We start from the raw sequence: 21907 nt of genomic DNA, 5'->3' as shown, positions 1-21907 counted from the left end.
CGTCTCAGCCCACGGCCTGCGCCGCGGTGCTCGCACCGTGAGCTTCCAGCGGCAACTTCAACCGCGCCCGGCACCCACGTCCCTCGGGACGGTTCTCCAGGCGCAGCGTTCCGCCGTGCGCCTCTGCAATCTGCCGACACAGCGCGAGGCCAATGCCGCTGCCCTGCGGCTTCGTGGTGAAGAAGGGCACGAAGAGGTTGCCCGTGTCCGCGAGGCCCGGGCCCTCGTCCTCCACCCAGACCTCCACCGCGCCCGGCGTCAGCACCGCCCATGACACCCAGACCTGTGCGCCCGGGGCCTCGCCCAGCACCGCGTCCACCGCGTTGCGCACCAGGTTGATGAGCAACTGCTCCAACTGGTCGGAGTCCCCGCGCACCGCCAACGTCGGCCCCGCCCGCACCGACACCGGCCGCCGCTTCTCCAGCGCCGCCACCCGCCGCACCCAGCCGTCCACCTCCACCCCCGCCAGCACCGGGGGCGGCAGCCGCGCCAGTCGCGCATACGCGGACATGAAGCGCGCCAGCGCCTCCGAGCGCCTCGCGACGATGCCCAGGCCGCTCTTCGCGTCGTCTTCCCAATCCGAGGGACGCGGCTCCATCAACAGCGTGTCGCGCAGCGCCTCGGCAATCGATTGGATGGGCGCCAGCGAGTTGTTGATTTCATGGCTCAGCACCCGCACCAGCCGCCGCCACGCCTCGCGCTCCTGCTCACGCAACGCCAGCCGCAGATCCGCCAGCACCACCAGGTGATGCGGCAGGCCGCCCTGGCGGAAACCACCGCGCCGCAGCTCGTATGGCCCGCCCTCCTCCACGAAGGAGCGCGACAGCCTCCGAGGCGCCGGGCCGTCCAACAGGTCCGCCAGCCCCAGCGAGCCGGCCCCCTTGCCCATCAACTGTGAGCGCGACTGGCCCAACAGCTTCTCACCCGCGCGATTCACCAGCCGCAGCGTGCCCGCGACATCGAAGGCGAGCACCGCGACGTCAATCTCCTCCATCACCTGCTCGAGCAGCGCTCCGGCCTCCAGCGCCCCCAACCGCTGCTCGCGCAAGGTGTCGCCCAGGGCGTTCACCTCCAGCAGCACCTCGCCCAGCGCATCACCCACCCGCGCGCCGCGACCGCGCGTCGAGTAGTCCCCCTCGCGCAGCGCCGCCAACAGGTTCGCCAGCGCGTGCAGGGGCCGCATCACCCGCTCGCGGACCAGGAGCCCCACGCCCAGGAAGACGCCCACGACCAGCGTGGACAGCGTCCAACGGACCTTGGATGAAAAGTCTCCCGTCCACACCAGCGCGAGCGAGACCACCCCTCCCGGCAGACCCGCCAGCCACGTCAGGGCGAGCATCTGCAGGTCATGTGGCCAGGGCTCGCGCTTGCGTCTCACCGGGCTCCCTTGATTCCGTAGTACTGGAGCCGACGGTACAGCGCGCTGCGCGACAGGCCCAGTCCCTTCGCCGCCTCGCTCACGTTGCCCTCATGCCGCGCCAACGCGCGCTCGATGAGGTAGCGCTCCACCTCTTCCAGCGTCATCTCCTCCAGCCGCGACAGGCCCTCGCGACCCGCCCGGCGCAAGAGCAGGTCCTCCGCGGACACATCGTCCCCCACCGCCATCAGCAGCGAGCGCTCCACCGCGTGCTCCAGCTCGCGCACGTTGCCCGGCCACGGGTAGGCCAGGAGCGCCTCCAGCGCCCCAGGCGTCAGCCGCGCCGCGTTGCGCCCGTAGCGCTTGCCGTGCTCGGCCAGGAAGTGCGACGCCAACAGCGGGATGTCCTCGCGGCGCTCACGCAGCGGCGGCAACGGCACCTCCACCGTGTTGAGGCGGTACAGCAGGTCCTCGCGGAAGCGGCCCTCGGCCACCGCCTTGGCCAGGTCCACGTTGGTGGCGCTCACCACCCGCACATCCACGCGCCGCGTCTTCGACGAGCCCACCGGGTGCAACTCCCCTGTCTGGAGCACGCGCAAGAGCTTCGCCTGCTGCGACAACGGCATGTTCCCAATCTCATCCAGGAACAGCGTGCCGCCATCCGCCAGCTCGAAGCAGCCGATGCGGTCCGCCTTCGCGTCGGTGAAGGCGCCCTTCACATGGCCGAAGAGCTCGCTCTCGAAGACACCCTCGGAGAGTCCTCCCGAGTTGACGGCCACGAAGGCCCGGTCCGCGCGCGTGGAGGACGCGTGCAGCAGCCTGGCCACCACTTCCTTGCCCGTGCCGTGCTCACCCGTCACCAGCACGTTGGCCCCAGACGGCGCCACGCGCTCAATCATCCGGCGCACCGGCAACATGGCGCGCGACTCGGACACCATGGTGGGCAGGCCGCCCTGGCCGCGCCGCAGGTGCTGGTTCTCCTCTTCCAGCCGGCGGCTGCGCTTGAGCGCCCGGCCCAGCTCCAACTGCGTGCGCAGCGTGGCGAGCAGGCGCGTGTTGTCCCACGGCTTCTGCACGTAGTCGCGCGCGCCACCACGCATCGCCTCCACCGCGCCCTCCACGCTGCTCCACGCCGTCATCACCACGACGGGCAACGCCGCGTCCTGCGCGCGGATGCGGCCAAGCAGGTCCATGCCCTCTCGCCCGGACGTGGTGTCCCGCGCGTAGTTCAGGTCCATCAGCACCAGGTCCACGTCCTCGGCTTCCAGCGTGGCGAGCGCTCCAGCGGGCGACTGCGCGGTGACGATGGTGTGCCCGTCCCGCTTCAACAGCAGGCGCAGGGCCTCCAGCACGTCGGCCTGGTCATCCGCGATGAGGATGCGCGAGGGACGCGTGGCGATGGGAGCGGAGACAGGGGTGACGACGGAGACAGGGAGGGGTTCGGACACGGGGAACATCCAGGAAGAAAGAGTGCCAGAAACAAAGAGGCTCAGCCGCGACGCAAGACGGCGGCGGGGTCCGCGTTGGCGGCCTTGCGCGCCGGCAGCCAGCTCGCCAGCCAGGCCGTGCCCAATAGCAGCAGCGAGACAGAAGCCAAGACCGAAACATCCAGCGCCCCCATCCCGTAGAGCAGACCTTCCATGATGCGGTGGGCCGCCAGCGCCCCGAGCAGGCCCAGCACCAACCCCAGCCCCACTCGCCGCAGCGCCTGTCCCACCACCAGTCTCAGGACATCCGCCGCGCGTGCGCCCAGCGCCATGCGCACGCTCATCTCGTGTTCGCGCTGTGACACCGAGTAGGACATCACGCCGTAGATGCCCACCGCGGCCAGCACCAGCGCCAGCAAACCAAAGGCCCCCAGCAACACCGCCCGGAAGCGCGGCTGCCCCAGGTCCGAGGACAGCCGGTCCTCCAGCGTGCCCACACGCGCGAGCGCCACCATGGAGTCCACCGCGCGCAGCTCCTCGCGCACCACCGACTCCAGCTTCCTCGGGTCCAGGCCCGGCGCCGCCCGCACCGCGAGCTGCCCGTCCGTCGTCGGCTCCTGCGCCATGGGGACGTACGCGGTGGGCTCGTGCCCCACTTCCACGCCCGCGTACGCCACGTCCGCCACCACGCCCACCACCGTCGTCCACAGCGGGTTGCCCTCCGCGTCGTCGCCACCGAAGGAGACGCGGCGGCCCAGCGCGTCCTCGCCGGCGAAGACCTCGCGCGCGAAGCGCTCGCTCACCACCATGACCCGTGGCGCGTTCGCTCCGTCCGACTCCGTGAGCAGGCGTCCCGCGAGCAGCGGCACGCGCAGCGCCTCCAGGAAGCCCGGCGTGGTGACGTTGATGAGCGCGTCGGGCCGCACCGGCGGGTCCTCGGTTCCCTCCTTCCAGTAGCCCGAGCGCGAGAGGGAACCGCCCGCCGGGAGGCTGCCGCCCACGCCCACGCCAGCGACCTCCGGACGCGCGGCGAGCCGCGCCGTCAGCTCCCGGTGGAAGGCTTCCGTCCGCTCCGGCGTGTCATAGCGGCTCTGCGGCAGCGCCAGTCGGGCCACGAAGACGCCCACGGGGTCCAGGCCCGGGTCGGCCTGGTACATCCGCCAGAAGCTCTTCAGCATCAGCCCCGCCCCGGTGACGAGCATCAGCGCGAGCGCCACCTCCGCCACCACCAGCACCGCGTGCGTGCGGCCTCGTGACTTCTCCGTCGCCCCGCGCCCCAGCACCGTCGCTGGCGAGAGCTGCGAGCGCTGGAGCGCCGGCACCAGCCCCACGCCCACCCCCGTCGTCAGCGTCACCGCCAACGCGAAGAGCAACACGCGGCCATGCACCACCACCTCGCCCGCCCGGGGCAGTGTGTTGGCCCCCAGCATCATCAACAAATCGGTGGCCCACAGCGCCAGCAGCACGCCGCCCACGCCGCCCAGCAGCGCCAGCAGCACGCTCTCCGTGAGGAGCTGGCGCACCAGCCGGCCGCGCCTGGCACCGAGCGCCACGCGAATGCCCAGCTCACGCTGCCGCGCCGCCGCCCGCGCGAGCTGCAGGTGCGCCACGTTGGCCGCCGCCAGCAGCAACACCAGGGACACCGCGCCCAGCAGCACCCACAGGAGCAGGCTGACGTCCTGGGTGAGGGAGTCGGCGTAGCGGGCCACCCCCAGCTTCAGGGTGGCGTCGTCCCGTGAGAGGAGCTCCTCGTTCAGGCTCTTCAGCTCGTGGCGGACCGACTCGAGCGTCGCGCCTGGAACAAGCCTCGCCGCGACGGCGAAGGAGCGGAAGCCCCGCTCGGTGCGCTCCTCCGACGTGGCCGCGCCGGGAAGGCTGTCGAAGGGCACCCAGACCTCGGTGGTGTGGGCGGGCACGTCGAAGGACGGCGGCATCACCCCAATCACCGTGTAGGGCTGACCGCCCAGGGTCAGCGTGCGGCCCAGCACGCCCTCGCCGCCGCCCTCCTTCATCCAGCGCGAGTGCGAGATGACGGCCAGCCGCGCGTCGCGCTCCTCGGGCGCGAAGGTCCTCCCCAGCATCGGCTTCATGCCGAACGCCCCGAAGAAGTCCCCCACCACCACCGCGCCGCGAAGCTGCTCGGCGTCCCCTTCGCCGGTGAGGTTCATCAACCGTTGGCCGTACGCGGTCATCGAGCGCAGCCGCGTGGAGAGCCGCGCGACGTCCTCGTAGTTGGGCAGGCTGTAGCGCGCCAGCAGCTTCCCGGGCTTATCGGTGGACATCACCACCAGCCGGTCCGGCTCCGGAAACGGCAGCGGACGCAGCAGCACCGCGTCCACCACGCTGAACAGCGCCGTCGTCACCCCGATGCCCAGCGTCAGCACCAGCACCGCCGCCAGGGTGAAGACAGGCGACTGGCGCATCGTCCGCAGGGTGTACCGCACATCCATCGACACATCGCTCAGCATGGTGGCCTCGTGCCCTGCTCAGGTCTTCTGGAGCCAGCCGTCCGCCAACTGGATGATGCGGTGGCCGAAGGCCGCGTTGGCCTCCGAGTGCGTCACCTGGATGATGGTGGTGCCCGCCTTGTTGAGCGTCTGGAACACCTCCATGATGTGCTTCGCCTGCTGCGAGTGGAGGTTGCCCGTCGGCTCGTCCGCCAGCAGGATTTTCGGCGTGGCGATGAGCGCCCGGGCGATTCCCACCAACTGCTGCTGTCCGCCGGAGAGCTGCGCGGGGAACAGGTCCTTCTTCCCCACCAGTTGGAAGCGGTCCAGCATGTCGCCCACCAGCGCCTCGCGCTCACCGCGCTTGAGGTTGCGGTAGGACAGCGGCACCTCCAGGTTCTCCGCCACCGTCAGGTTGTCCAGCAGGTGGTACTGCTGGAAGACGAAGCCGATGGTGCGCCGGGACAACTCGCCCCGCTCCTTCGGCTTCATCGCGTGCACGGCCTGCCCGTCCAGGACGTACTCGCCCTTCCACTCGGCATCGAGCATGCCGAGCACGGCCAGCAGCGTGGACTTGCCCGCGCCGGACGGGCCCATCAGGGTGACGAACTCGCCGGGCTGGATGTCCAGGTCGATGTTGCGCAGCACCCAGGTGCGGCCCCCCGCCAACGGGTAGGACTTTTCGACCTGACGCAGTGAGATGAGAGGTGAGGACATGAGAGGTGCTTTCGTGCTCACTCGGAGCGCAAGGAAACGATGGGGTCCACGCGAGAAGCCCGCCGCGCCGGCAGCCACGTCGCCAGGAGCGTCACGCCGCCCAGGAGCGCCGCCACCGCGGTGAAGGTCCACGGGTCATACGCCGTCACGCCGTACAGCATGCTGCCCAAGAGGTGGGCCAGGCCCAGCGACATCACCAACACGTCGGAGCTGGCCGCGCCCAGCGCCATGCGGATGCCCATCTCCCGCGTGCGCCGCGCCACCGAGTAGCCCACGACGCCAGCGATGCCCAGCGCCGCCAGCAACAGCGCCGTGCCGGCGAACAGTCCCATCAACAGGGCGGACAGGCTGCTGGAGCTGATGGACTCATCCACCAGTCGCGCCAGCGGCGCCACGCCGAACAGCGGCACGTCCGCGTCCACCGCGCGCAGCTCCGCCTCGATGGACGCGCGCAGCGCCTCCGGCTCCCCCGCCTTCACCCGGACCACGAGGCCCAGGTACGACGCGGGCGACGTCGGCAGCGACCAGTAGGCCGCGGGCCGCGCGGGCGAGGACAGCCCCCACTCGCGCAGGTCGTCCACGATGCCCACCACCGTCGCCCACTGCTTCCTCGGCTCGATTGACAGCCGCTGTCCCAGCGCGTTGCCCTGGGGCCAGTACACGTCCGCGAAGCGCTTGTTGATGACGACCTCCGGCACCGCGCCCACCTCGCCGATGCCCTGGTGCAGGCGGCCCTGAAGCAGCTTCACCCCCAGCGTGCTCAGGTATCCCGGGCTCGCCAGCCGGAAATCCACCGCGGGCAGCAGCTCGCCCTGCACCTCCGGCCGGCTCTCGAACTCGAGGCCGCTCGTGGAGATGCCACCCAGGGGCAGCATGTTGGTGAGCCCCACGGACTCCACGCCCGGCAAGGCCTCCAGGCGCTCCAGCAGCTCGCGCTGGAAGGCCAGCTTGCGGGCGGGCTCCGCGAAGCGCGCCTCAGGCAGCGCGAGCCTACCGGTGAGCACACCCTCGGGCTTGAAGCCCGCGTCGACGCCGCGCAACGCGAGCAGGCTCTTCACGAACAGGCCCGCCCCCACCAGCAGCACCAGCGCGAAGGCCACCTGCGCCACCACCAGCCCCGAGCGCAGCCGGCCCGAACGACCACTCTCCGAGCCTCGCGAGCCCTCGCGCATCGTCGCATTCAGGTCCGCGCGACTCGCCTGGAGCGCCGGCACCAGTCCGAACACCAGGCCCGTGAGGACGGAGACGCCCATCGTGAAGCACACCGACGTCACATCCAGCTTCACGTGCGCCATGCGCGGCAGTCCGTCTCCCATGAAGGCCAGGAGCGCATCCGTGCCCCACATCGCCAGGAGCAACCCCAGCGCGCCACCCGCCAGGGACAACACGAGGCTCTCCGTGAGGAACTGCGTCACCAGCCGGCCACGGCTCGCGCCCAGCGCCGCGCGGATGGACACCTCGCGCTCACGCGCCGCCGCACGAGCCAGGAGCAGATTCGCCACGCTGCTGCACGCCACCAGCAGCACGCAGCCCACCGCGCCCAGCAACAGCCACAGCGTGCCGCGCACGTCGCCCACCAGCTTGTCCTCCAACGAGGTGACGCGGATGGACCAGCCAATCCCCTGGTAGCGGGACTCCACCGCCTGCATGTCGAGGGCGACCCGAGCCATGTCCGCGCGCGCCTGCTCCAGCGTCACGCCCGGCTTCATCCGCGCCAGGCAGAAGAGGTAGCGCGTGGTGCGCTCCGAGACATGCTCCGGCAGCGGCACGAAGGGCACGTAGAGGTCGGCGCGCTCCGGGTGCACCACGCCGCGGGGCAGCACGCCCACCACCGTGTAGGGCTTGCCGTCGAGCTGCATCGTCTTGCCCAGCACGCCGGGGTCCTCCGCGAAGTGCGCGCGCCACACCTTGTGCGTCAACACCACGACCTTCTCCCCACCCAGAGAGGCTTCCGCCTCGGTGAAGTTCCGGCCGAGCATCGGCGTCACGCCGAGCGTGGGGAGCAACGTGGCGGTGCCCTGCACCACGGCGAAGCGCTGCGCGGCGCCGCCTCCGGTCAGCGTCATGTCCCGCCAGTTGTAGGCGGCCACCGAGCTGAAGACTCGCGGCAGCGTGCGGAAGTCCTGGTACTCGGGCGTCGAGATGGAGATGCCCTCCAGGCCCACCGCCTGGATGTCGTTGGACACGGTGACCAGGCGCTCCGGCTCCGCGAGGGGCGGTGGAGTGAGCAGCACGCCGTTCACCACGCTGAACACCGCGCTGTTGGCGCCGATGCCCAGCGCCAACGCCAGCACCGCCACCAACGTGAAGCCGGGGCTCTTGCCCAGCGTGCGCAGCGCGTACCGCAGGTCTTGAACGAGGGTCTCCATCGACGCGCGCTCCTACTCCGCCTTCAAGGCGATGATGGGGTCCACCCGCGTCGCGCGGTGCGCCGGCAGCCACGTCGCACCCAGGGCCACACCGCTCAACAACGCGGCCACACCGACGAAGGTCCACGGGTCATAAGCCGTCACACCGAACAGCAGCGTGCTCAAGAGCCGCGCCAGCACCAGCGACAACACCAGGCCCAGGCCCACGCCCAACCCCGCCAGCGTCAAGCCCTGGCGCAGCACCAGCGACAGCACATCCGACTTCGTCGCGCCCAGCGCCATGCGGATGCCCATCTCCCGCGTGCGCCGCGCCACCGCGTAGCCGATGACTCCCGAGATTCCGAGCGCCGCGAGCAACAGCGCCGTGCTCGCGAACAAGCCCATCAGCACCGCCGTCAGCCTGCGAGAGCTGATGGACTCATCCACCCGCTGCACCATGGACGCCACGTTGAACCAGGGCAACTGGCCATCGAGCGCGAGCACCTCCGCTTCGATGGCCGTGCGCAAGGACTCCGGGTGGCCCGACTTCGCCCGCACCGCCAGGTGGAGATTGGAGAGCGGAGTCTGCGCCACGGAGTAGTACGCCGTCGGACGCGCGGGCGTATCCAGTCCCCACTCGCGCAGGTCGTCGACGATGCCCACCACCGTGGCCCACTTCGCATCCGGCCGGTGCAACTTCAGTCGCTGGCCCAGCGCGTTGCCCCGCGGCCAGTAGAGGTTCGCGAAGGTCTGGTTGATGACCAGCGCCCCCGCCGCGTCCGGTCCATCCGTCTCCTGGAGCATGCGCCCGTCGCGCAGCCGCACCCGCAGCGTGCGCAGGTAGTCCGCGCTGGCGAAGCGCGTCTCCACCGCCGGCCATATCTCCCCCGGCGCCCGCATCCGCCCCTCGATGTCGAAGCTGGTGTCCGTCCTTCCACCCAAAGGCAGCCTGTTCGTCACCCCCGCGGACTCCACGCCGGGCAGCACCTGCACGCGGCGGAGCAGCTCCTGCTGGAAGGCCCGCTGGTCCTCCGGCCTCGCATACCGGGCGGCCGGCAGCGAGAGCTGACCGGTGAGCACCCCCTCGGGAGTGAAGCCCGCCTCCACCTGGGTCAGCGCCTGGAAGCTCCGGAGGAAGAGACCCGCGCCCACCAGCAACACCAACGCCAGGGCCACCTGCGTCACCACCAGCCCCGAGCGCAGCCAGCCCGCGTTGCGTCCCTCCGTTCCTCGTGAGCCCTCGCGCATCGTCGCGCTCAGGTCCGCACGGCTCGCATGGAGCGCCGGCGCCAACCCGAAGACCAGGCCCGTGAGCAGCGACACCCCCAAGGTGAAGAAGACGGAGGCCGCATCCAGCCCCACCTTCTCCGCCCGAGGCAGCCCGTCTCCCACCATCGCCACCAGCGCGTCCGTGCCCCACACGGCCAGCAGCAGGCCCAGCGCGCCGCCCAACGCGGACAGCGCGAAGCTCTCCGTGAGGAACTGCGCCAACAACCTGCCGCGCCCCGCGCCCAGCGCCGCGCGGATGGACACCTCGCGGCCCCTCGCCGCCGCCCGAGCCAGCAGGAGGTTGGCCACGCTGCCGCACGCCACCAGCAGCACGAAGCCCACCGCGCCCAGCAACAGCCAGAGCGTGCCGCGCACCCGGCCCACCACCTCGTCCTCCAGCGACTTCACGCTGATGGCCCAGCCGTAGCCCCCGTAGCTGCTCGCGTACAGGGTCTCCATCTCCTGGCCCACCCGCGCCATGTCCGCCCTCGCCGCCTCCAGCGTCACGCCGGGCTTCAGCCGTCCCACCATGCTGAGGTAGTGGTTGCCGCGCACGTCTTCGGCCGCCTGCGCGGGCGTGGGCGCGAAGGGCGCGTACATGTCCGTGCCCGCCGGGTACTCCACGCCGGGCGGCAGCACCCCCACCACCGTGTACGCGTTGCCATCCAGTTGCAGCACTCGGCCCAGCACCCGCGGGTCCCTGGCGAAATGCGTGCGCCACAGTTTGTCCGTCAGCACCAGCACGCGCTCCCGGCCTGGCGTCTCCTCATCATGCGAGAAGGTGCGGCCCAGCGCCGGAGCCACGCCCAGGGTGGGGAACAGCGAGGCCGTGGAGAACATCACGGTGAGCCGCTCCGGCACGTCCCCTCCGGTGAGCGTGATGTCGCTCTCCACATAGGCCCCCACCGACGAGAAGGACTTGGGCATCGTGAGGTAGTCCCGGTACTCGGGCACCGACACCCAGATGTCCTTCAGGTCGGACCTGGCGTAGTTGCCCCAGACGTGGACCAGGCGCTCCGGCTCCGCGAACGGTGGAGGCCTGAGCAGCACGCCGTTCACCACGCTGAACACCGCGCTGTTCGCGCCGATGCCCAGCGCGAGCGCCAGCACCGCCACCAGAGTGAAGCCGGGGCTCTTGCCCAACGTGCGCAGCGCATACCGCAGGTCCTGGATGAAGGTCTCCATCGACGCGCGCTCCTACTCCGCCTTCAAGGCAATGATGGGGTCCACCCGCGTCGCGCGGTGCGCTGGCAGCCACGTCGCGCCCAGGGCCACGCCGCTCAACAACGCCGCCACACCCGCGAAGGTCCACGGGTCATACGCCGTCACGCCATACAGCAGCGTGCTCAACAGTCGCGCCAGCACCAGCGACAACACCAGCCCCAGCAACACGCCCAGCCCCGCCAGCTTCATGCCCTGGCGCAACACCAGTGCCAGCACATCCGACTTCGCCGCGCCCAGCGCCATGCGGATGCCCATCTCCCGCGTGCGCTGCGCCACCGAGTAGCCGATGACGCCCGAGATTCCGAGCGCGGCCAGCAGCAGCGCGGTGCCCGCGAACAGGCCCATCAACAGCGCCGTCAGCCTCTGCGAGCCGATGGACTCGTCCACCAGCCGCACCATGGACGTCACCTTGAACAGGGGCAGGTTGCCATCGAGCGCGCGCACCTCTGACTCGAGCGCCGTGCGCAGTGACTCCGGGTCGCCCGCCTTCACGCGCGCCACCAGGTGGAGGCTGGAGAGGGGCGTCTGTACCGCGGAGTAATACGCCGTCGGACGCGCGGGCTTGTCCAGGCCCCACTCGCGCAGGTCGTCGACGATGCCCACCACCGTGGCCCACCGGGCGTCGGACCGGTGCAGCTTCAGTCGCTGGCCCAGCGCGTCCCCCTTCGGCCAGTAGAGGTCCGCGAAGGTCTGGTTGATGACCACCGCTCCCGCCGCGTCCGGTCCGTCCGTCTCCTGGAGCATGCGCCCGTCGCGCAGCCGCACCCGCAGCGTGCGCAGATAGTCCGCGCTGGCGAAGCGCGTCTCCACCGCCGGCCACATCTCTCCCGGCGCCCGCGTCCGCCCCTCCACGTCGAAGCTGGTGTTCGTCTTGCCGCCCAAAGGCAGCATGTTCGCCACCGCCGCGGACTCCACGCCGGGCAGCGCCTGCACGCGACGGAGCAACTCCCGCTGGAAGGCCCGCTGGTCCTCCGGCTTCGCGTAGCTCGTGGCCGGCAACACGAGTTGACCGGTGAGCACGCCCTCGGGAGTGAAGCCGGCCTCGACCTGGGTCAGCGCCTGGAAGCTCCGGAGGAAGAGGCCCGCGCCCACCAGCAACACCAGCGCGAACGCCACCTGCCCCACCACCAACCCCGCGCGCAGCCGGCCCGCCTTGCCACCCTCCGTCCCTCGCGAGCCCTCGCGCATCGTCGCGCTCAGGTCCACACGGCTCGCCTGGAGCGCGGGCACCAGCCCGAAGCCGACGCCCGTGAGCACCGAGATGCCCACGGTGAAGAGCACCGAGGAGACATCCAGCCCCACCTCCGCCGCGCGAGGCAGCCCGTCCCCCACCATCGCCACCAGCGCGTCCGTGCCCCACACGGCCAGCAGCAGCCCCAGTCCGCCGCCCACCGCCGACAGCACCAGGCTCTCGGTGAGGAACTGCGCCACCAGCCGCCCACGGCTCGCGCCCAGCGCCGCGCGGATGGACACCTCGCGTGCACGCGCCGTCGCCCGGGCCAGGAGCAGGTTCGCCACGCTGCTGCACGCCACCAGCAACACGAAGCCCACCGCGCCCAGCAGGAGCCACAGCGTCCCGCGCACCTGGCCCACCACCTCGTCCTCCAGCGACTTCACGGTGATGGTCCAGCCGTAGTCCTTGTAGCTCTGCTCGTACAGGGTCTCCATCTCCCGCCCCACCCGGTCCATGTCCGCCTTCGCCGCCTCCAGCGTCATGCCTGGCTTCAGCCGCCCCACCACGCTGAGGAAGTGGTAGCCACGCGAAACCTCCGCCGCCTGCTCCTGCGTGGGCGCCAGGGGCGCGTACAGGTCCGTGTCCGCCGGGTACTCCACGCCGGGCGGCAGCACGCCCACCACCGTGTACGTGTCCCCGTCGAGCCGGAGCTCGCGGCCCAGCACGCTCGAGTCCGCCGCGAAGCGCGTGCGCCACGTCTTGTGCGTCAAGACCACCACCTTGTCGCGCCCCAGCGCCTCCTCCTCTTCGGAGAAGGCGCGGCCCAGCACCGGAGACACGCCCAGCGTGGGGAACAGCGAGGCCGTGGAGCGCGTCAACTGGAGCCGCTCCGGCGCGTCGCCCCCGGTGAGCGTGACGTTGTTCGCATCGAACGCCGCCAGCGAGCCGAAGGCCTTGGGCATCGTGAGGTAGTCCCGGTACTCGGGCACCGACACGACGATGTCCTTGATGTTCGCCTTGGCGTAGTTGCCCCAGATGTGGACCAGGCGCTCGGGCTGCGTGAAGGGCGGCGGATTCAACAGCACGCCGTTCACCACGCTGAAGACCGCGCTGTTCGCGCCGATGCCCAGCGCCAGCGCCAGCACCGCTATCAACGTGAAGCCCGGGCTCTTGCGCAATGAGCGCACCGCGTAGCGGACATTCTGGAGGAAGGTTCCCACGACGACTCCGAGTGATTCAGGACGCGGTCCTCCCGAGAGCCGCCCCGCCAGGAGCGACCCGGGCGAGGCCCACGAGAGGAGAAAAGGTCAGCGGCGCTGCTCGTCCTGCACGATGCGACCGTCGAAGAGGCTCACCGTGCGCGTCGCGGTGCGCGCGTGCGCCGGGTCGTGCGTCACCATGCAGATGGTGGCGCCCGCCTTGTGCAGGTCCGACAGCAACTGCATCACCGCCTCGCCGTTCTTCGAATCGAGGTTACCGGTGGGCTCGTCGGCCAGCAGGATGAGCGGGTCTCCGGCCACCGCGCGCGCCACGGCGATGCGCTGTTGCTGACCGCCGGAGAGCTGGCCCGGCATGTGCCGCGCACGGTGCGCCATGCCCACCCGCTCCAGCGCCTTCTCCACCCGCTGCTTGCGCTCGGCGGCGGGCATGCCCCGGTACGTCAGCGGCAGCTCCACGTTCTCGAACACCGTCAGGTCGCCGATGAGGTTGAAGCTCTGGAAGATGAAGCCGATGTGCCGGTTGCGCACCAGCGCCCGGTCCGACGCCGACAAATCCAACACGCTCTTTCCATCCAGGAGATACGTGCCCCGCGTCGTCGTGTCGAGCAACCCCAGCACCGCCAGCAGCGTGGACTTGCCGGAGCCCGAGGGGCCGACAATCGCCACCCACTCACCCTGGCGGATGTTGAGGTGGATGTTGGAGAGCGCGTGTGTCTCCACTTCCTCCGTCTCGAAGACCTTCGTCAGCCCTTCCAGCGTGATGAGGGACTTGCCCGACTCCACCTTGGCCGCACCCGACAGCACCGCCGCGTCCTCGGAAGCAGGCGTCTCCGCATTGTTGTTCGTCGTCGTCATCATCGCAGCCTCACCCGCTCGACCGCATCCCACGCGGCCATGTCCGACAGCACCACCTGGTCACCTTCCGCGAGGCCCTGAAGCACCTCCACGGCATTCACCGAACCCCGGCCCAACTGCACCGGCACTCGAATCGCTTCGTCACTGCCCGGCATCAACCGGAACAGCGACATCGTCCCGTTGGGCTGAGCACCGGCCGGACGACCCACCGACAGCACGTTGCCCAGCCGCTCCAGCTCCACGGTGCCCTCCACCGTGAGGTCGGGCCGCGCGCCCTTGGGCAGCTCGTCCGGCAGCGACACCTCCACCCGCACCGTGCCCTGGCTCGCCGCCGGCGCCACGCGCGCCACCGTGCCCTCCACCACTCCGTTGCGCGTATCCACCAGCGCCTTCTGGCCCTGGACGATGTCGCGCGCCTGCGTCTCGGCGATTCTCAGCTCCGCCTTGAGCCGCTCCGGCTTGACGACCTTCGCCAGCAACACGCCCGGCGTCACCCACTGACCCAGCTCCAACGGCAGCTCCTGCAGCACTCCGTCCTCCCCGGCGAGCACCTTCATCGACTCCACCTGGGTACGACGGAAGCGGGCCACCGCTTTCAATCGTTCCACCTGTCCCTGCAGCGCGACCAACTGGTCCCTCATGCTGGAGGCGACGACGGACAGCTTCTTGCGCTCCAAATCCAGGCGGCGCGTCATCTCGCCCGCCTTCTCGCCCGCCTGCCGCGCGTCGAGCGCGGGGATGAGGTCCTTCTCGACGAGGATGGTGTTGGCGGTCGCGCGGCGCTCGGCGTCTGAGGACTCGGCGGTGAGGGTGGCCACCGCGGCCTCCTGCGCCAGCCGCTGCGTCTCCAGCGTCATGCGCATCTGGATGAACTCCGCCTCGGCGCTGGCGAGCTGCCGCTCCGCCTCCAGCATCTGGAGCTGCACGTCCGGGTTGGCCAGCTCCATCAGGAGCGTGTCCGCCTTCACCGTCGCGCCGGGCCGCACGTGGATGCGCTCCACGCGGCCCGCGGTGTCCGCCGTCAGCCAGCGGATGTACTCGGGCACCAGCGTGCCCGCGCCCTTCACCTGGCGCACCATGGGGCCGCGCTTCACCGTGTCCAGCCACACCGAGGCCCGGTCCACCGAGGGCGCCGCCGGCCGCAGCCGACCCAGACCCACCGTGACGAGGATGAGCGCGAACGCACCGCCGATGGCGAACAACCAGGGTTTACGGCGCGGCTTCTTGGCTTTGGGAATGTCCACGGGCCACCCCTAGAGCGAGCCGCGTGCCAACCGTTACACGCGACTCAACCCCAGGAAATTGCTCGGACCCCGCACGCCCTCTCCCGGGCCCGTGCCCGGTTCCGCGAAGTGCTGTCCCAGAAGCGAACAGCACCCCGCCCCGCCCGGCCTCCAGGCGGGTTCACCGTCAGGGGAAGGCGTAGCCCAGGAGCTGCTCGGTCACCTGCCCCTCGCAGTTCGACGCGGGGGAGATGAAGTGGTCCCTGCCCTGGCCCAGGTTGCAGCGGTAGAGCGGAACGGTGCCCGGCACCTGCTGCAGGTGGATGTAGCCCACCGGCCCCAGGGGCGGCAGGCCCTCGCAGCCCACGTCCGGGCTGAGCAGGTTGTGGTTGCCCACGCGGCACTCGTACAGCATCCGCATGCCCGGCATGCCGTCGCGCAGCAGCCGCCACGAGGACTCCTGCCGGAAGCCCGGAGGCAGGAGCCGCGACGACGCCCAGTGGCCGCGCGTGGCGTGGTAGCCCCGGCGCAGCCGCGTGTACGGCAGCTCCTCGAAGCCGCAGGAGAGCTGGGGCGGGTTCAAGTCACTGCGGTTGGCCAGCGCCCACGTGCTCCACGACGGCTTCGCGCTCCCGTCCACACGGCGCAGCCCGAGCGCCAATCCCCCCTCCGCCGCGTTGTCGTGCATGCGGTGGTAGATGTAGCTCTCGATGCCGGGCGTCCCCAGCACGTTGCGGAACGAGTCGCACACCGCCGTCTGCTGCGCGGCCTCCGACGACTGCGGCGAGCCGGAGTGGATGCCGCTCTCCGTGAGCTGGATTTCCCACGCGTGCTGCCGGGTGGGGAACGTCTTGCGCAGCCAGCCCGCCAGCACGCCCAGGTTGCCGTACGTCACGCGCGGGTAGTCATCCGCGGAGAACTGCGGACGGAACAGGTCCGGCGCGTACGGGTGATACGCCACGCGCCATGCCCGCGAGCCCACGCGCGCCGCGAAGCCATTCAAGAACGTCGTCGCGGACAGCAGCGGACTGCTCGCCCCTGGCGCATCCAGCTCCGGACCAAAGTGGTGCGTCAGCGAGATGAGCACCTTCGCCGCCGACTGCCACGTCATCACCTGGTCATAGGCGGCGTTGTAGCTGGCCGCGTACGTGTCCAGCCACGCCGTGGTGTTGCACGCGCCCGCGCCCTGACCGCAGCCGATGTCGAACCAGTCGTTGGAGTTGACCTCGTTGTGGATGACGAAGTCGGCGATGCGGCCGTGGCCGTTGAGCCCGTTGTAGCGCTGCGCGAGCAGGCCCACGAAGCGGCCGTAGTCCGCCGCGTTGTTGGGCGCGCAGAAGATGTCGAAGCCCGCCGCCGCGGGCGTACACGTGCGGCCCGCGCGCGCCCACGCGGGCACGCCGTACACCACCGCCGTCACCACCACGCCGCGCGCCGTCCACTCGCGGATGGCCGCGTCCACGTTGGCCGCCACCGCGAAGCAGTGCCCCGCGTACTCCACGCGCCCTCCGGTACACGGCGGCGCCTGCACCGACGGCTCCCACGAGGCCCACACCAGGTTCATCGCCACGCCGCCCGTGTTGTTGCCCGCGAGCTCGTCGTAGCCAGGCCAGAAGTCCGGCTGCACGCCCTTCAGGCGATACGCGGTGCGCGTCGGATACGGCAGGTTCGCCCCCGCCACCGCCGGCAGCAGACCCACCACGGCCAGAGCCAACGCCAGGCCCAGGGCCCGGCCTCCAAACAGTCCTCGACGCAAGTGACACCTCCCGTGCGCGTCGAGCCCGCCGAGGACCCACTCCCTGTCTCGCGTCCTCAGGCCAACTCAACGAGATAATCCGATTATGCAGTTAAAACCACTCTATGTCGTCAAAATTGACTCACAGCTTGTCTTGATTGGAAGTGAGGGAAGTAGGCTGCGCGGCTCATGCCTTCGTCCCTCCTCGAAGTCTTCTTGGAACACGCCCACGACGCGCCGGGCCGGCCGCTGCTCACGTTCGAGCGCGAGTCGACTTCCCACGGCGAGCTCGCCGCGCACGTCGCGGCCTTCGCGAAGGGGCTGCGTCAGCGCGGCCTGCGACCAGGCGAGCGTGTGGCGCTCTTCCTGGAGAACAGCCCTCGCTTCATCGTCGCCTACCTGGGTGTGCAGCACGCGGGCTGCGTGGTGGTGCTCGTCAACACGGCGTACCGCCAGGTGGAGCTGGCCCACATCCTCGCGGACGCGGAGGTGCACACCTGCGTCACCAGCGCCTCGGGAGTCGCCGAGCTCATCCCCCTGAGAGACCAGCTCCCGTCGCTGCAGTGGCTGGTCACCGTGGAGCCGACCACCGTCGCGCCTCCGGCCTCGCTGGAGGTCATCGACTTCGACACGCTGCTCGAGGAAGGCGCGACGTCACCAGTGGCGCTCGCGCTGCCGCGTCCGGAGGACCTGGCGGTGCTGGGCTACACGTCCGGCACCACCGGCCGCTCCAAGGGCGCCATGCTGCTGCACCGCAACCTGCTGGCCAACGTGAAGGCCGTCACCGAGGCGTGGCGCTGGACGGCGGCGGACCGGCTGCTGCTCGCCCTGCCGTTGTTCCACACGCACGGCCTCATGGTGGGCCTGCACGGCACGCTGTACACCGGAGCGAGCCTGGAGTTGCACCGGCGCTTCGTCGCCACGGAGGCGCTGGCCACGTTGCGCGATGACGCCTCGCTGACGATGTTCTTCGGCGTGCCCACCATGTACGGACGGCTGCTGGAGGAGTCACGGCGCACGGGCGTGAAGCCCCGCGAGCTGCGCCTGTGGGTCTCCGGCTCCGCGCCCTTGAGCCCCCAGCTCTTCCACGACATCGAGAAGGACTTCGGCGCGCGCATCCTGGAGCGCTACGGGATGACGGAAACCATCATGAACACCACCAACCCGTACGACGGCGAGCGCCGGCCGGGCACGGTGGGCTTCCCCTTCCCCGGCCAGCAGGCGCGCGTGGTGGACGTGCGCACGCGCCGGCACCTGCCCCCGGGGGAGATGGGGGAAATCGAAGTCCAGGGCCCCCACGTCTTCGCCGGCTACTGGCGCCGGCCGGATGCCACGTCGGAGTCCTTCGACTCGGAGGGCTGGTTCCGCACGGGCGATCTGGGCGAGCTGGACGCGGACGGCTACCTGCGCATCACCGGGCGGGCGCGGGAGCTCATCATCAGCGGCGGCTTCAACGTGTACCCGCGCGAGGTGGAGGAGGTGCTCGCCACGCACCCGGGCGTGGCCGAGGTCGCCGTGCTGGGCCTGCCGGACGCGGACTATGGCGAGCAGGTGGTGGCCGTCGTGGTTCCCCCCGCCGGCGTCCACGCCCCCGAGGCCCAGGCGCTGGTGGACTGGTGCAAGGACAGGCTGGCCAGCTTCAAGAAGCCCCGTCGCGTCGTCTTCATGGACTCGCTGCCTCGCAACGCGCTGGGCAAGGTCCAGAAACACCTGTTGCGAGCCCGACTGCGGTGAGACCCCTGGTCCGCAGCATTCCGAACACACCGCGCTCAAAACCATGGCTTGCGCCGCGCCGTGTCCTACCGTCCCGCCCTGGGGTGGCCGGAGCCGGGGTGGTTCCGCTGAACGAGGCCCCATGTGGTGACCGCGCGCGAAGGGAGGGTGTGCGTCGATGAAGCGGCTGCTCATCGTGGATGACGAGCTGGCCATCGTCGAGGCACTCCAGGACATCCTCTCCGTGGAGGGCTACGGCATCCTCACCGCCTTCAACGGCGCGGAGGGCCTGCAGCGGATGGCGGAGGTGCGTCCGGACCTGGTGCTGCTGGACTTGATGATGCCGGTGATGGACGGCCGGGAGATGCTCCGTCGCATGCGCGACGACGCCTCGCTGCGCACCATTCCCGTGGTGGTGATGAGCGCGGGCCGCATCTCCGAGGAGGAGCGCCGCTCCAGCGCCCGCTTCCTGGCCAAGCCCTTCGAGCTCGACCTGCTGCTGGAGACCATCACCGAGCTGCTCGGCGGGCCCGACGGGCCCACACCCGGCACTCCGGGGACGGCGGGCTGAGACACGCCGTCCCGTCGTCGCTCAGCCCGGCGTCGCGCGGAACAGGATGTCGCGGTAGTACTGCAGCTCGTTGATGCTGGAGCGCAGGTCCGCGAGCGCGGTGTGGCCGCTGGGCGGCTTTCGCGGCTCCACCAGGTTCGGGTACCACGCGCGCACGAGGACCTTGAGGCTCGTCACGTCCACCATGCGGTAGTGCAGGTAGCGCTCCAGGAGCGGCATGTACTGGAACAGGAAGCGGCGGTCGGTGTGGATGGAGTTGCCGGCCAGCACGCCCTCGCCCAGCGGGCAGTGTTCCGCCACCAGCGCCGTCACTTCCCGCTCCGCCACCCGCAGCGACGTGCTGGAGGCGCGCACCTTCTCGAGCAGGCCGTTGCGCGTGTGCATCTCACGCACCACGGGCTCCATGCGCAGGAGCACTTCCTCCGGCTGCCAGATGACGCGTTCGAACTCCGCGATGGGGCGCAAATCCGGCCCGGTGATGATGACGCCAATCTCGATGATGGCGCACGACTCGGGGTCCAACCCGGTCATCTCCAGGTCCAGCCAGACAAAGCGGGGTTCACGCGAGCGCATTCCGATGCCTATACCAGCCCCCGCGCCCATGCGGGGCCTCAATACTCCGCTTCAGACTTCCACCTCGCATTCGGCGGTCCACCGACCGTCCGCGCTCCGGCGCACGGTGGGTCCGCTCAGGGTGACGCCTCTCACGTCCCGAGAGGGACGGTGCCTCACCGGGTCCAGGTGCTCACCGTAGCCACGGCCGAACAGGCGCGGTCCATCCAGGCGCACCGCGAAGCAGCGGAAGCGCAGTCGCCGCGAGCCCATGAGCTGGACGACGGAGCGCAGCCAGTCCATCAGCAGGCCCTCCCGGTCGACGGCGTCGCACACCACGTCCACCTCCTCGCGCACCTCCACGGTGGACGGGTCCGTCACGCGCGTGCACAGCGCGAGCGCGACCTGCTCGAAGGCCACCTCGGGCGTGCGGCCCTCGCCTCGCACCGCGACTTCGCCGCCCCGGGAGAAGACCTCCCAGCGAGGGGGCGGGGACTCGTCTCCGGTCCATGGCTCCGTGCTCATTCACGCGCCTCCAGTCGAGGTGCATCCAGGTGTCGCGTGAACCAGTCCGCCGCGCGGCGCGCCACCTCCTCCAGCGTGCCGGGCTCCTCGAACAGGTGGGTGGCGCCGGGGATGACGATGAGGGACTTGGCGGCGGACAGCTCGTCGAACGCGTCCTGGTTCAGCTCCAGCACGTCCACGTCCAGGCTGCCCACCAGGAGCAGCGTGGGCGCGCGGACCCGGGCCAGCGCGGGCCCGGCCAGGTCCGGCCTGCCACCGCGAGACACCACCGACTGGACGAGCTCCGGGTGCAGCGCGGCCGCCACCAGCGCCGCGGCGGCGCCGGTGCTGGAGCCGAAGTAGCCCAGGCCCATCCCGGACAGCTCCGGCTGGGCCTGCGCCCACCGCGTCACGGCGATGAGCCGCCGCGCGAGGAAGGGGATGTCGAAGCGCAGCTCGCCGGTGCCCGCGTCCATCGCCTCCTCGTCCGCGCCGAGCAAATCGAACAGCAGCGTGGCCAGCCCCGCGTCGCGCAGGCTCCGCGCGACGGCGCGGTTGCGGGGGCTGAAGCGACTGCTACCGCTGCCGTGCGCGAAGACCACCAGCCCGCGCGCACCCGGAGGAAGCCCCAGACTGCCGCCCAGCTCCACCCGCCCGGAGCGCACCGCCACCTCGTGGACCTCTGGGTCCTTCGGGTCGTCCTGCCACATGGAGCCGCCCTCCTCGCGTCACGGGTTCACATCGTCACAAGCCCAAGGCTTCACGACTCACGACTCACGGCTCACATCCAGGACCCACCCGGGTCCGTGGACTCCAGCACCGCCTGGGAGCGCCACGGCGGCTGGCGCGAGCGCTCGACCAGGTTCTGCAGCTCCACGTCCGGGAACGCGCGGAAGTCGTCGTACGCCTCGGCCACGGAGCGCATCCCCGCCTCCGTCGAAACGCACGCCACCGCGTCCGCCTCCCTTCGCAGCACCTCCAGCCCCTGGGGCGAGGCCACCGGGGTGCCCATCACCAGCCGGGCCGGATGCAGGAGCCGCAGGGCCCTCAGCGCGGCAGCGGCGGTGGCGCCCGTCAGCACGCCGTCATCCACCAGCAGCACCGTGCGGCCGCCCAGCTCCGGCGGAGGACGTCCGCGCAGCCGCCGCACCTGCTCCTCCACCACGCTGGCCTCTTCGCTCACCAGCGAGTCCACCTCGCTCCTGGGCAGGGGCGCCAGCCGCAGCGAATCCGAGAGCAGGTACTGGCCGCCTCCCTCGGACACCGCGCCCAGGGTCAGCGCCCGTCCGGGGATGCTCAGCCGCCTCGACACCCAGACGTCCAGCGGGACTTCCAGCGCGCGGGCCACCTCGTACGCCACCCGAAGCCCCCCGCGAGCCACCCCCAGCACGCGCGCGTCCGAGCCCCGGTAGGGCAGGAGCATCGTTGCCAGCCGTCGCCCGGCGTCCGCTCTGTCGCGAAAGCGCATCATCACTCTCCTTGTCCCTAGGAAAAGCACGCCCGGGCTCGCTGGCGGCGAAGGGGCGGACAACGGCTCTCCCGGAGGCACGTCGCCAGGGGAGGCAGCGAGC

At 70.8% G+C, this 21907-nt stretch carries 16 protein-coding genes; 2 read left to right on the top strand and 14 right to left on the bottom strand.

What is annotated here, in order from left to right; all coding sequences use genetic code 11:
- Nucleotides 1-4: 4 nt before the first annotated feature.
- The 10 genes from FJV41_RS54575 to FJV41_RS12115 form a co-directional block, all read right to left on the bottom strand.
- The gene (locus FJV41_RS54575) at nt 5-1339 is read right to left on the bottom strand and encodes a sensor histidine kinase (RefSeq protein WP_438616739.1); all 1335 of its coding nucleotides are present in this window, start codon (nt 1337-1339) and stop codon (nt 5-7) included.
- A gap of 35 nt (nt 1340-1374) precedes the next feature.
- On the bottom strand, nt 1375-2814 hold the full coding sequence (locus tag FJV41_RS12155; RefSeq protein ID WP_141642621.1) for a sigma-54-dependent transcriptional regulator: 1440 nt from the start codon (nt 2812-2814) through the stop codon (nt 1375-1377).
- Nucleotides 2815-2846: 32 nt separating this feature from the next.
- Complete coding sequence (locus FJV41_RS12150) at nt 2847-5252, bottom strand: ABC transporter permease (RefSeq protein WP_141642620.1); 2406 nt, start codon at nt 5250-5252, stop codon at nt 2847-2849.
- Nucleotides 5253-5270: 18 nt separating this feature from the next.
- Nucleotides 5271-5948: an ABC transporter ATP-binding protein gene (locus FJV41_RS12145; RefSeq protein ID WP_141642619.1), complete on the bottom strand. Its 678-nt coding sequence runs from the start codon at nt 5946-5948 to the stop codon at nt 5271-5273.
- A 17-nt stretch (nt 5949-5965) separates the two neighbouring features.
- Nucleotides 5966-8317, bottom strand: coding sequence for an ABC transporter permease (locus FJV41_RS12140; protein WP_141642618.1), 2352 nt, complete (start codon nt 8315-8317; stop codon nt 5966-5968).
- 12 nt (nt 8318-8329) lie between these two features.
- Complete coding sequence (locus FJV41_RS12135; RefSeq protein WP_141642617.1) at nt 8330-10750, bottom strand: ABC transporter permease; 2421 nt, start codon at nt 10748-10750, stop codon at nt 8330-8332.
- Nucleotides 10751-10762: 12 nt separating this feature from the next.
- Nucleotides 10763-13183: an ABC transporter permease gene (locus FJV41_RS12130; RefSeq protein ID WP_141642616.1), complete on the bottom strand. Its 2421-nt coding sequence runs from the start codon at nt 13181-13183 to the stop codon at nt 10763-10765.
- 87 nt (nt 13184-13270) lie between these two features.
- On the bottom strand, nt 13271-14041 hold the full coding sequence (locus FJV41_RS12125; RefSeq protein WP_141642615.1) for an ABC transporter ATP-binding protein: 771 nt from the start codon (nt 14039-14041) through the stop codon (nt 13271-13273).
- A complete protein-coding gene (locus FJV41_RS12120; protein ID WP_141642614.1) occupies nt 14038-15282 on the bottom strand; it encodes an HlyD family secretion protein in 1245 nt (414 codons plus the stop codon). The genes FJV41_RS12125 and FJV41_RS12120 overlap by 4 nt, the downstream gene beginning before the upstream one ends.
- Nucleotides 15283-15448: 166 nt before the next feature.
- Nucleotides 15449-17017 (bottom strand): DUF5722 domain-containing protein, encoded by a 1569-nt coding sequence (locus FJV41_RS12115; RefSeq protein ID WP_246137164.1) that lies wholly within the window; start codon nt 17015-17017, stop codon nt 15449-15451.
- Between the two features lie 168 nt (nt 17018-17185).
- Here FJV41_RS12115 and FJV41_RS12110 point away from each other — a divergent pair, with 168 nt between their 5' ends.
- Nucleotides 17186-18730 carry an AMP-binding protein gene (locus tag FJV41_RS12110; RefSeq protein ID WP_141642613.1) on the top strand — a complete coding sequence of 515 codons (1545 nt, stop codon included), beginning with the start codon at nt 17186-17188 and terminating at the stop codon, nt 18728-18730.
- A 157-nt stretch (nt 18731-18887) separates the two neighbouring features.
- Nucleotides 18888-19280 (top strand): response regulator, encoded by a 393-nt coding sequence (locus FJV41_RS12105; RefSeq protein ID WP_141642612.1) that lies wholly within the window; start codon nt 18888-18890, stop codon nt 19278-19280.
- Between the two features lie 21 nt (nt 19281-19301).
- Here the strand turns inward: FJV41_RS12105 and orn are convergent, their stop codons facing one another.
- The 4 genes from orn to FJV41_RS12085 all read right to left on the bottom strand — a co-directional run bounded on the left by orn (nt 19302) and on the right by FJV41_RS12085 (nt 21807).
- On the bottom strand, nt 19302-19853 hold the full coding sequence (orn, locus tag FJV41_RS12100) for an oligoribonuclease (protein WP_141642611.1): 552 nt from the start codon (nt 19851-19853) through the stop codon (nt 19302-19304).
- Between the two features lie 51 nt (nt 19854-19904).
- On the bottom strand, nt 19905-20357 hold the full coding sequence (locus tag FJV41_RS12095; RefSeq protein ID WP_141642610.1) for an archease: 453 nt from the start codon (nt 20355-20357) through the stop codon (nt 19905-19907).
- Entirely contained in the window at nt 20354-21046 is a 693-nt protein-coding gene (locus FJV41_RS12090; RefSeq protein WP_141642609.1) for a dienelactone hydrolase family protein, read from the bottom strand. Before FJV41_RS12090 ends, FJV41_RS12095 begins: the two co-directional genes overlap by 4 nt.
- A gap of 71 nt (nt 21047-21117) precedes the next feature.
- Nucleotides 21118-21807, bottom strand: coding sequence for a phosphoribosyltransferase (locus FJV41_RS12085; protein WP_246137163.1), 690 nt, complete (start codon nt 21805-21807; stop codon nt 21118-21120).
- Nucleotides 21808-21907 lie beyond the last annotated feature (100 nt).

The organism is Myxococcus llanfairpwllgwyngyllgogerychwyrndrobwllllantysiliogogogochensis, assembly GCF_006636215.1.
Taxonomy (GTDB): Bacteria; Myxococcota; Myxococcia; order Myxococcales; family Myxococcaceae; genus Myxococcus; species Myxococcus llanfairpwllgwyngyllgogerychwyrndrobwllllantysiliogogogochensis.
This window is presented reverse-complemented; position numbering and strand designations above follow the sequence as displayed.

Coding starts and splice junctions, on each gene's coding strand:
- FJV41_RS12150 (WP_141642620.1), bottom strand. CDS start 5,252: ATGCTGAGCGATGTGTCGATGGATGTGCGGTACACCCTGCGGACGATG.
- FJV41_RS12140 (WP_141642618.1), bottom strand. CDS start 8,317: ATGGAGACCCTCGTTCAAGACCTGCGGTACGCGCTGCGCACGCTGGGC.
- FJV41_RS12085 (WP_246137163.1), bottom strand. CDS start 21,807: ATGATGCGCTTTCGCGACAGAGCGGACGCCGGGCGACGGCTGGCAACG.
- orn (WP_141642611.1), bottom strand. CDS start 19,853: ATGCGCTCGCGTGAACCCCGCTTTGTCTGGCTGGACCTGGAGATGACC.
- FJV41_RS12090 (WP_141642609.1), bottom strand. CDS start 21,046: ATGTGGCAGGACGACCCGAAGGACCCAGAGGTCCACGAGGTGGCGGTG.
- FJV41_RS54575 (WP_438616739.1), bottom strand. CDS start 1,339: ATGCTCGCCCTGACGTGGCTGGCGGGTCTGCCGGGAGGGGTGGTCTCG.
- FJV41_RS12095 (WP_141642610.1), bottom strand. CDS start 20,357: ATGAGCACGGAGCCATGGACCGGAGACGAGTCCCCGCCCCCTCGCTGG.
- FJV41_RS12105 (WP_141642612.1), top strand. CDS start 18,888: ATGAAGCGGCTGCTCATCGTGGATGACGAGCTGGCCATCGTCGAGGCA.
- FJV41_RS12135 (WP_141642617.1), bottom strand. CDS start 10,750: ATGGAGACCTTCATCCAGGACCTGCGGTATGCGCTGCGCACGTTGGGC.
- FJV41_RS12155 (WP_141642621.1), bottom strand. CDS start 2,814: ATGTTCCCCGTGTCCGAACCCCTCCCTGTCTCCGTCGTCACCCCTGTC.
- FJV41_RS12110 (WP_141642613.1), top strand. CDS start 17,186: ATGCCTTCGTCCCTCCTCGAAGTCTTCTTGGAACACGCCCACGACGCG.
- FJV41_RS12125 (WP_141642615.1), bottom strand. CDS start 14,041: ATGATGACGACGACGAACAACAATGCGGAGACGCCTGCTTCCGAGGAC.
- FJV41_RS12145 (WP_141642619.1), bottom strand. CDS start 5,948: ATGTCCTCACCTCTCATCTCACTGCGTCAGGTCGAAAAGTCCTACCCG.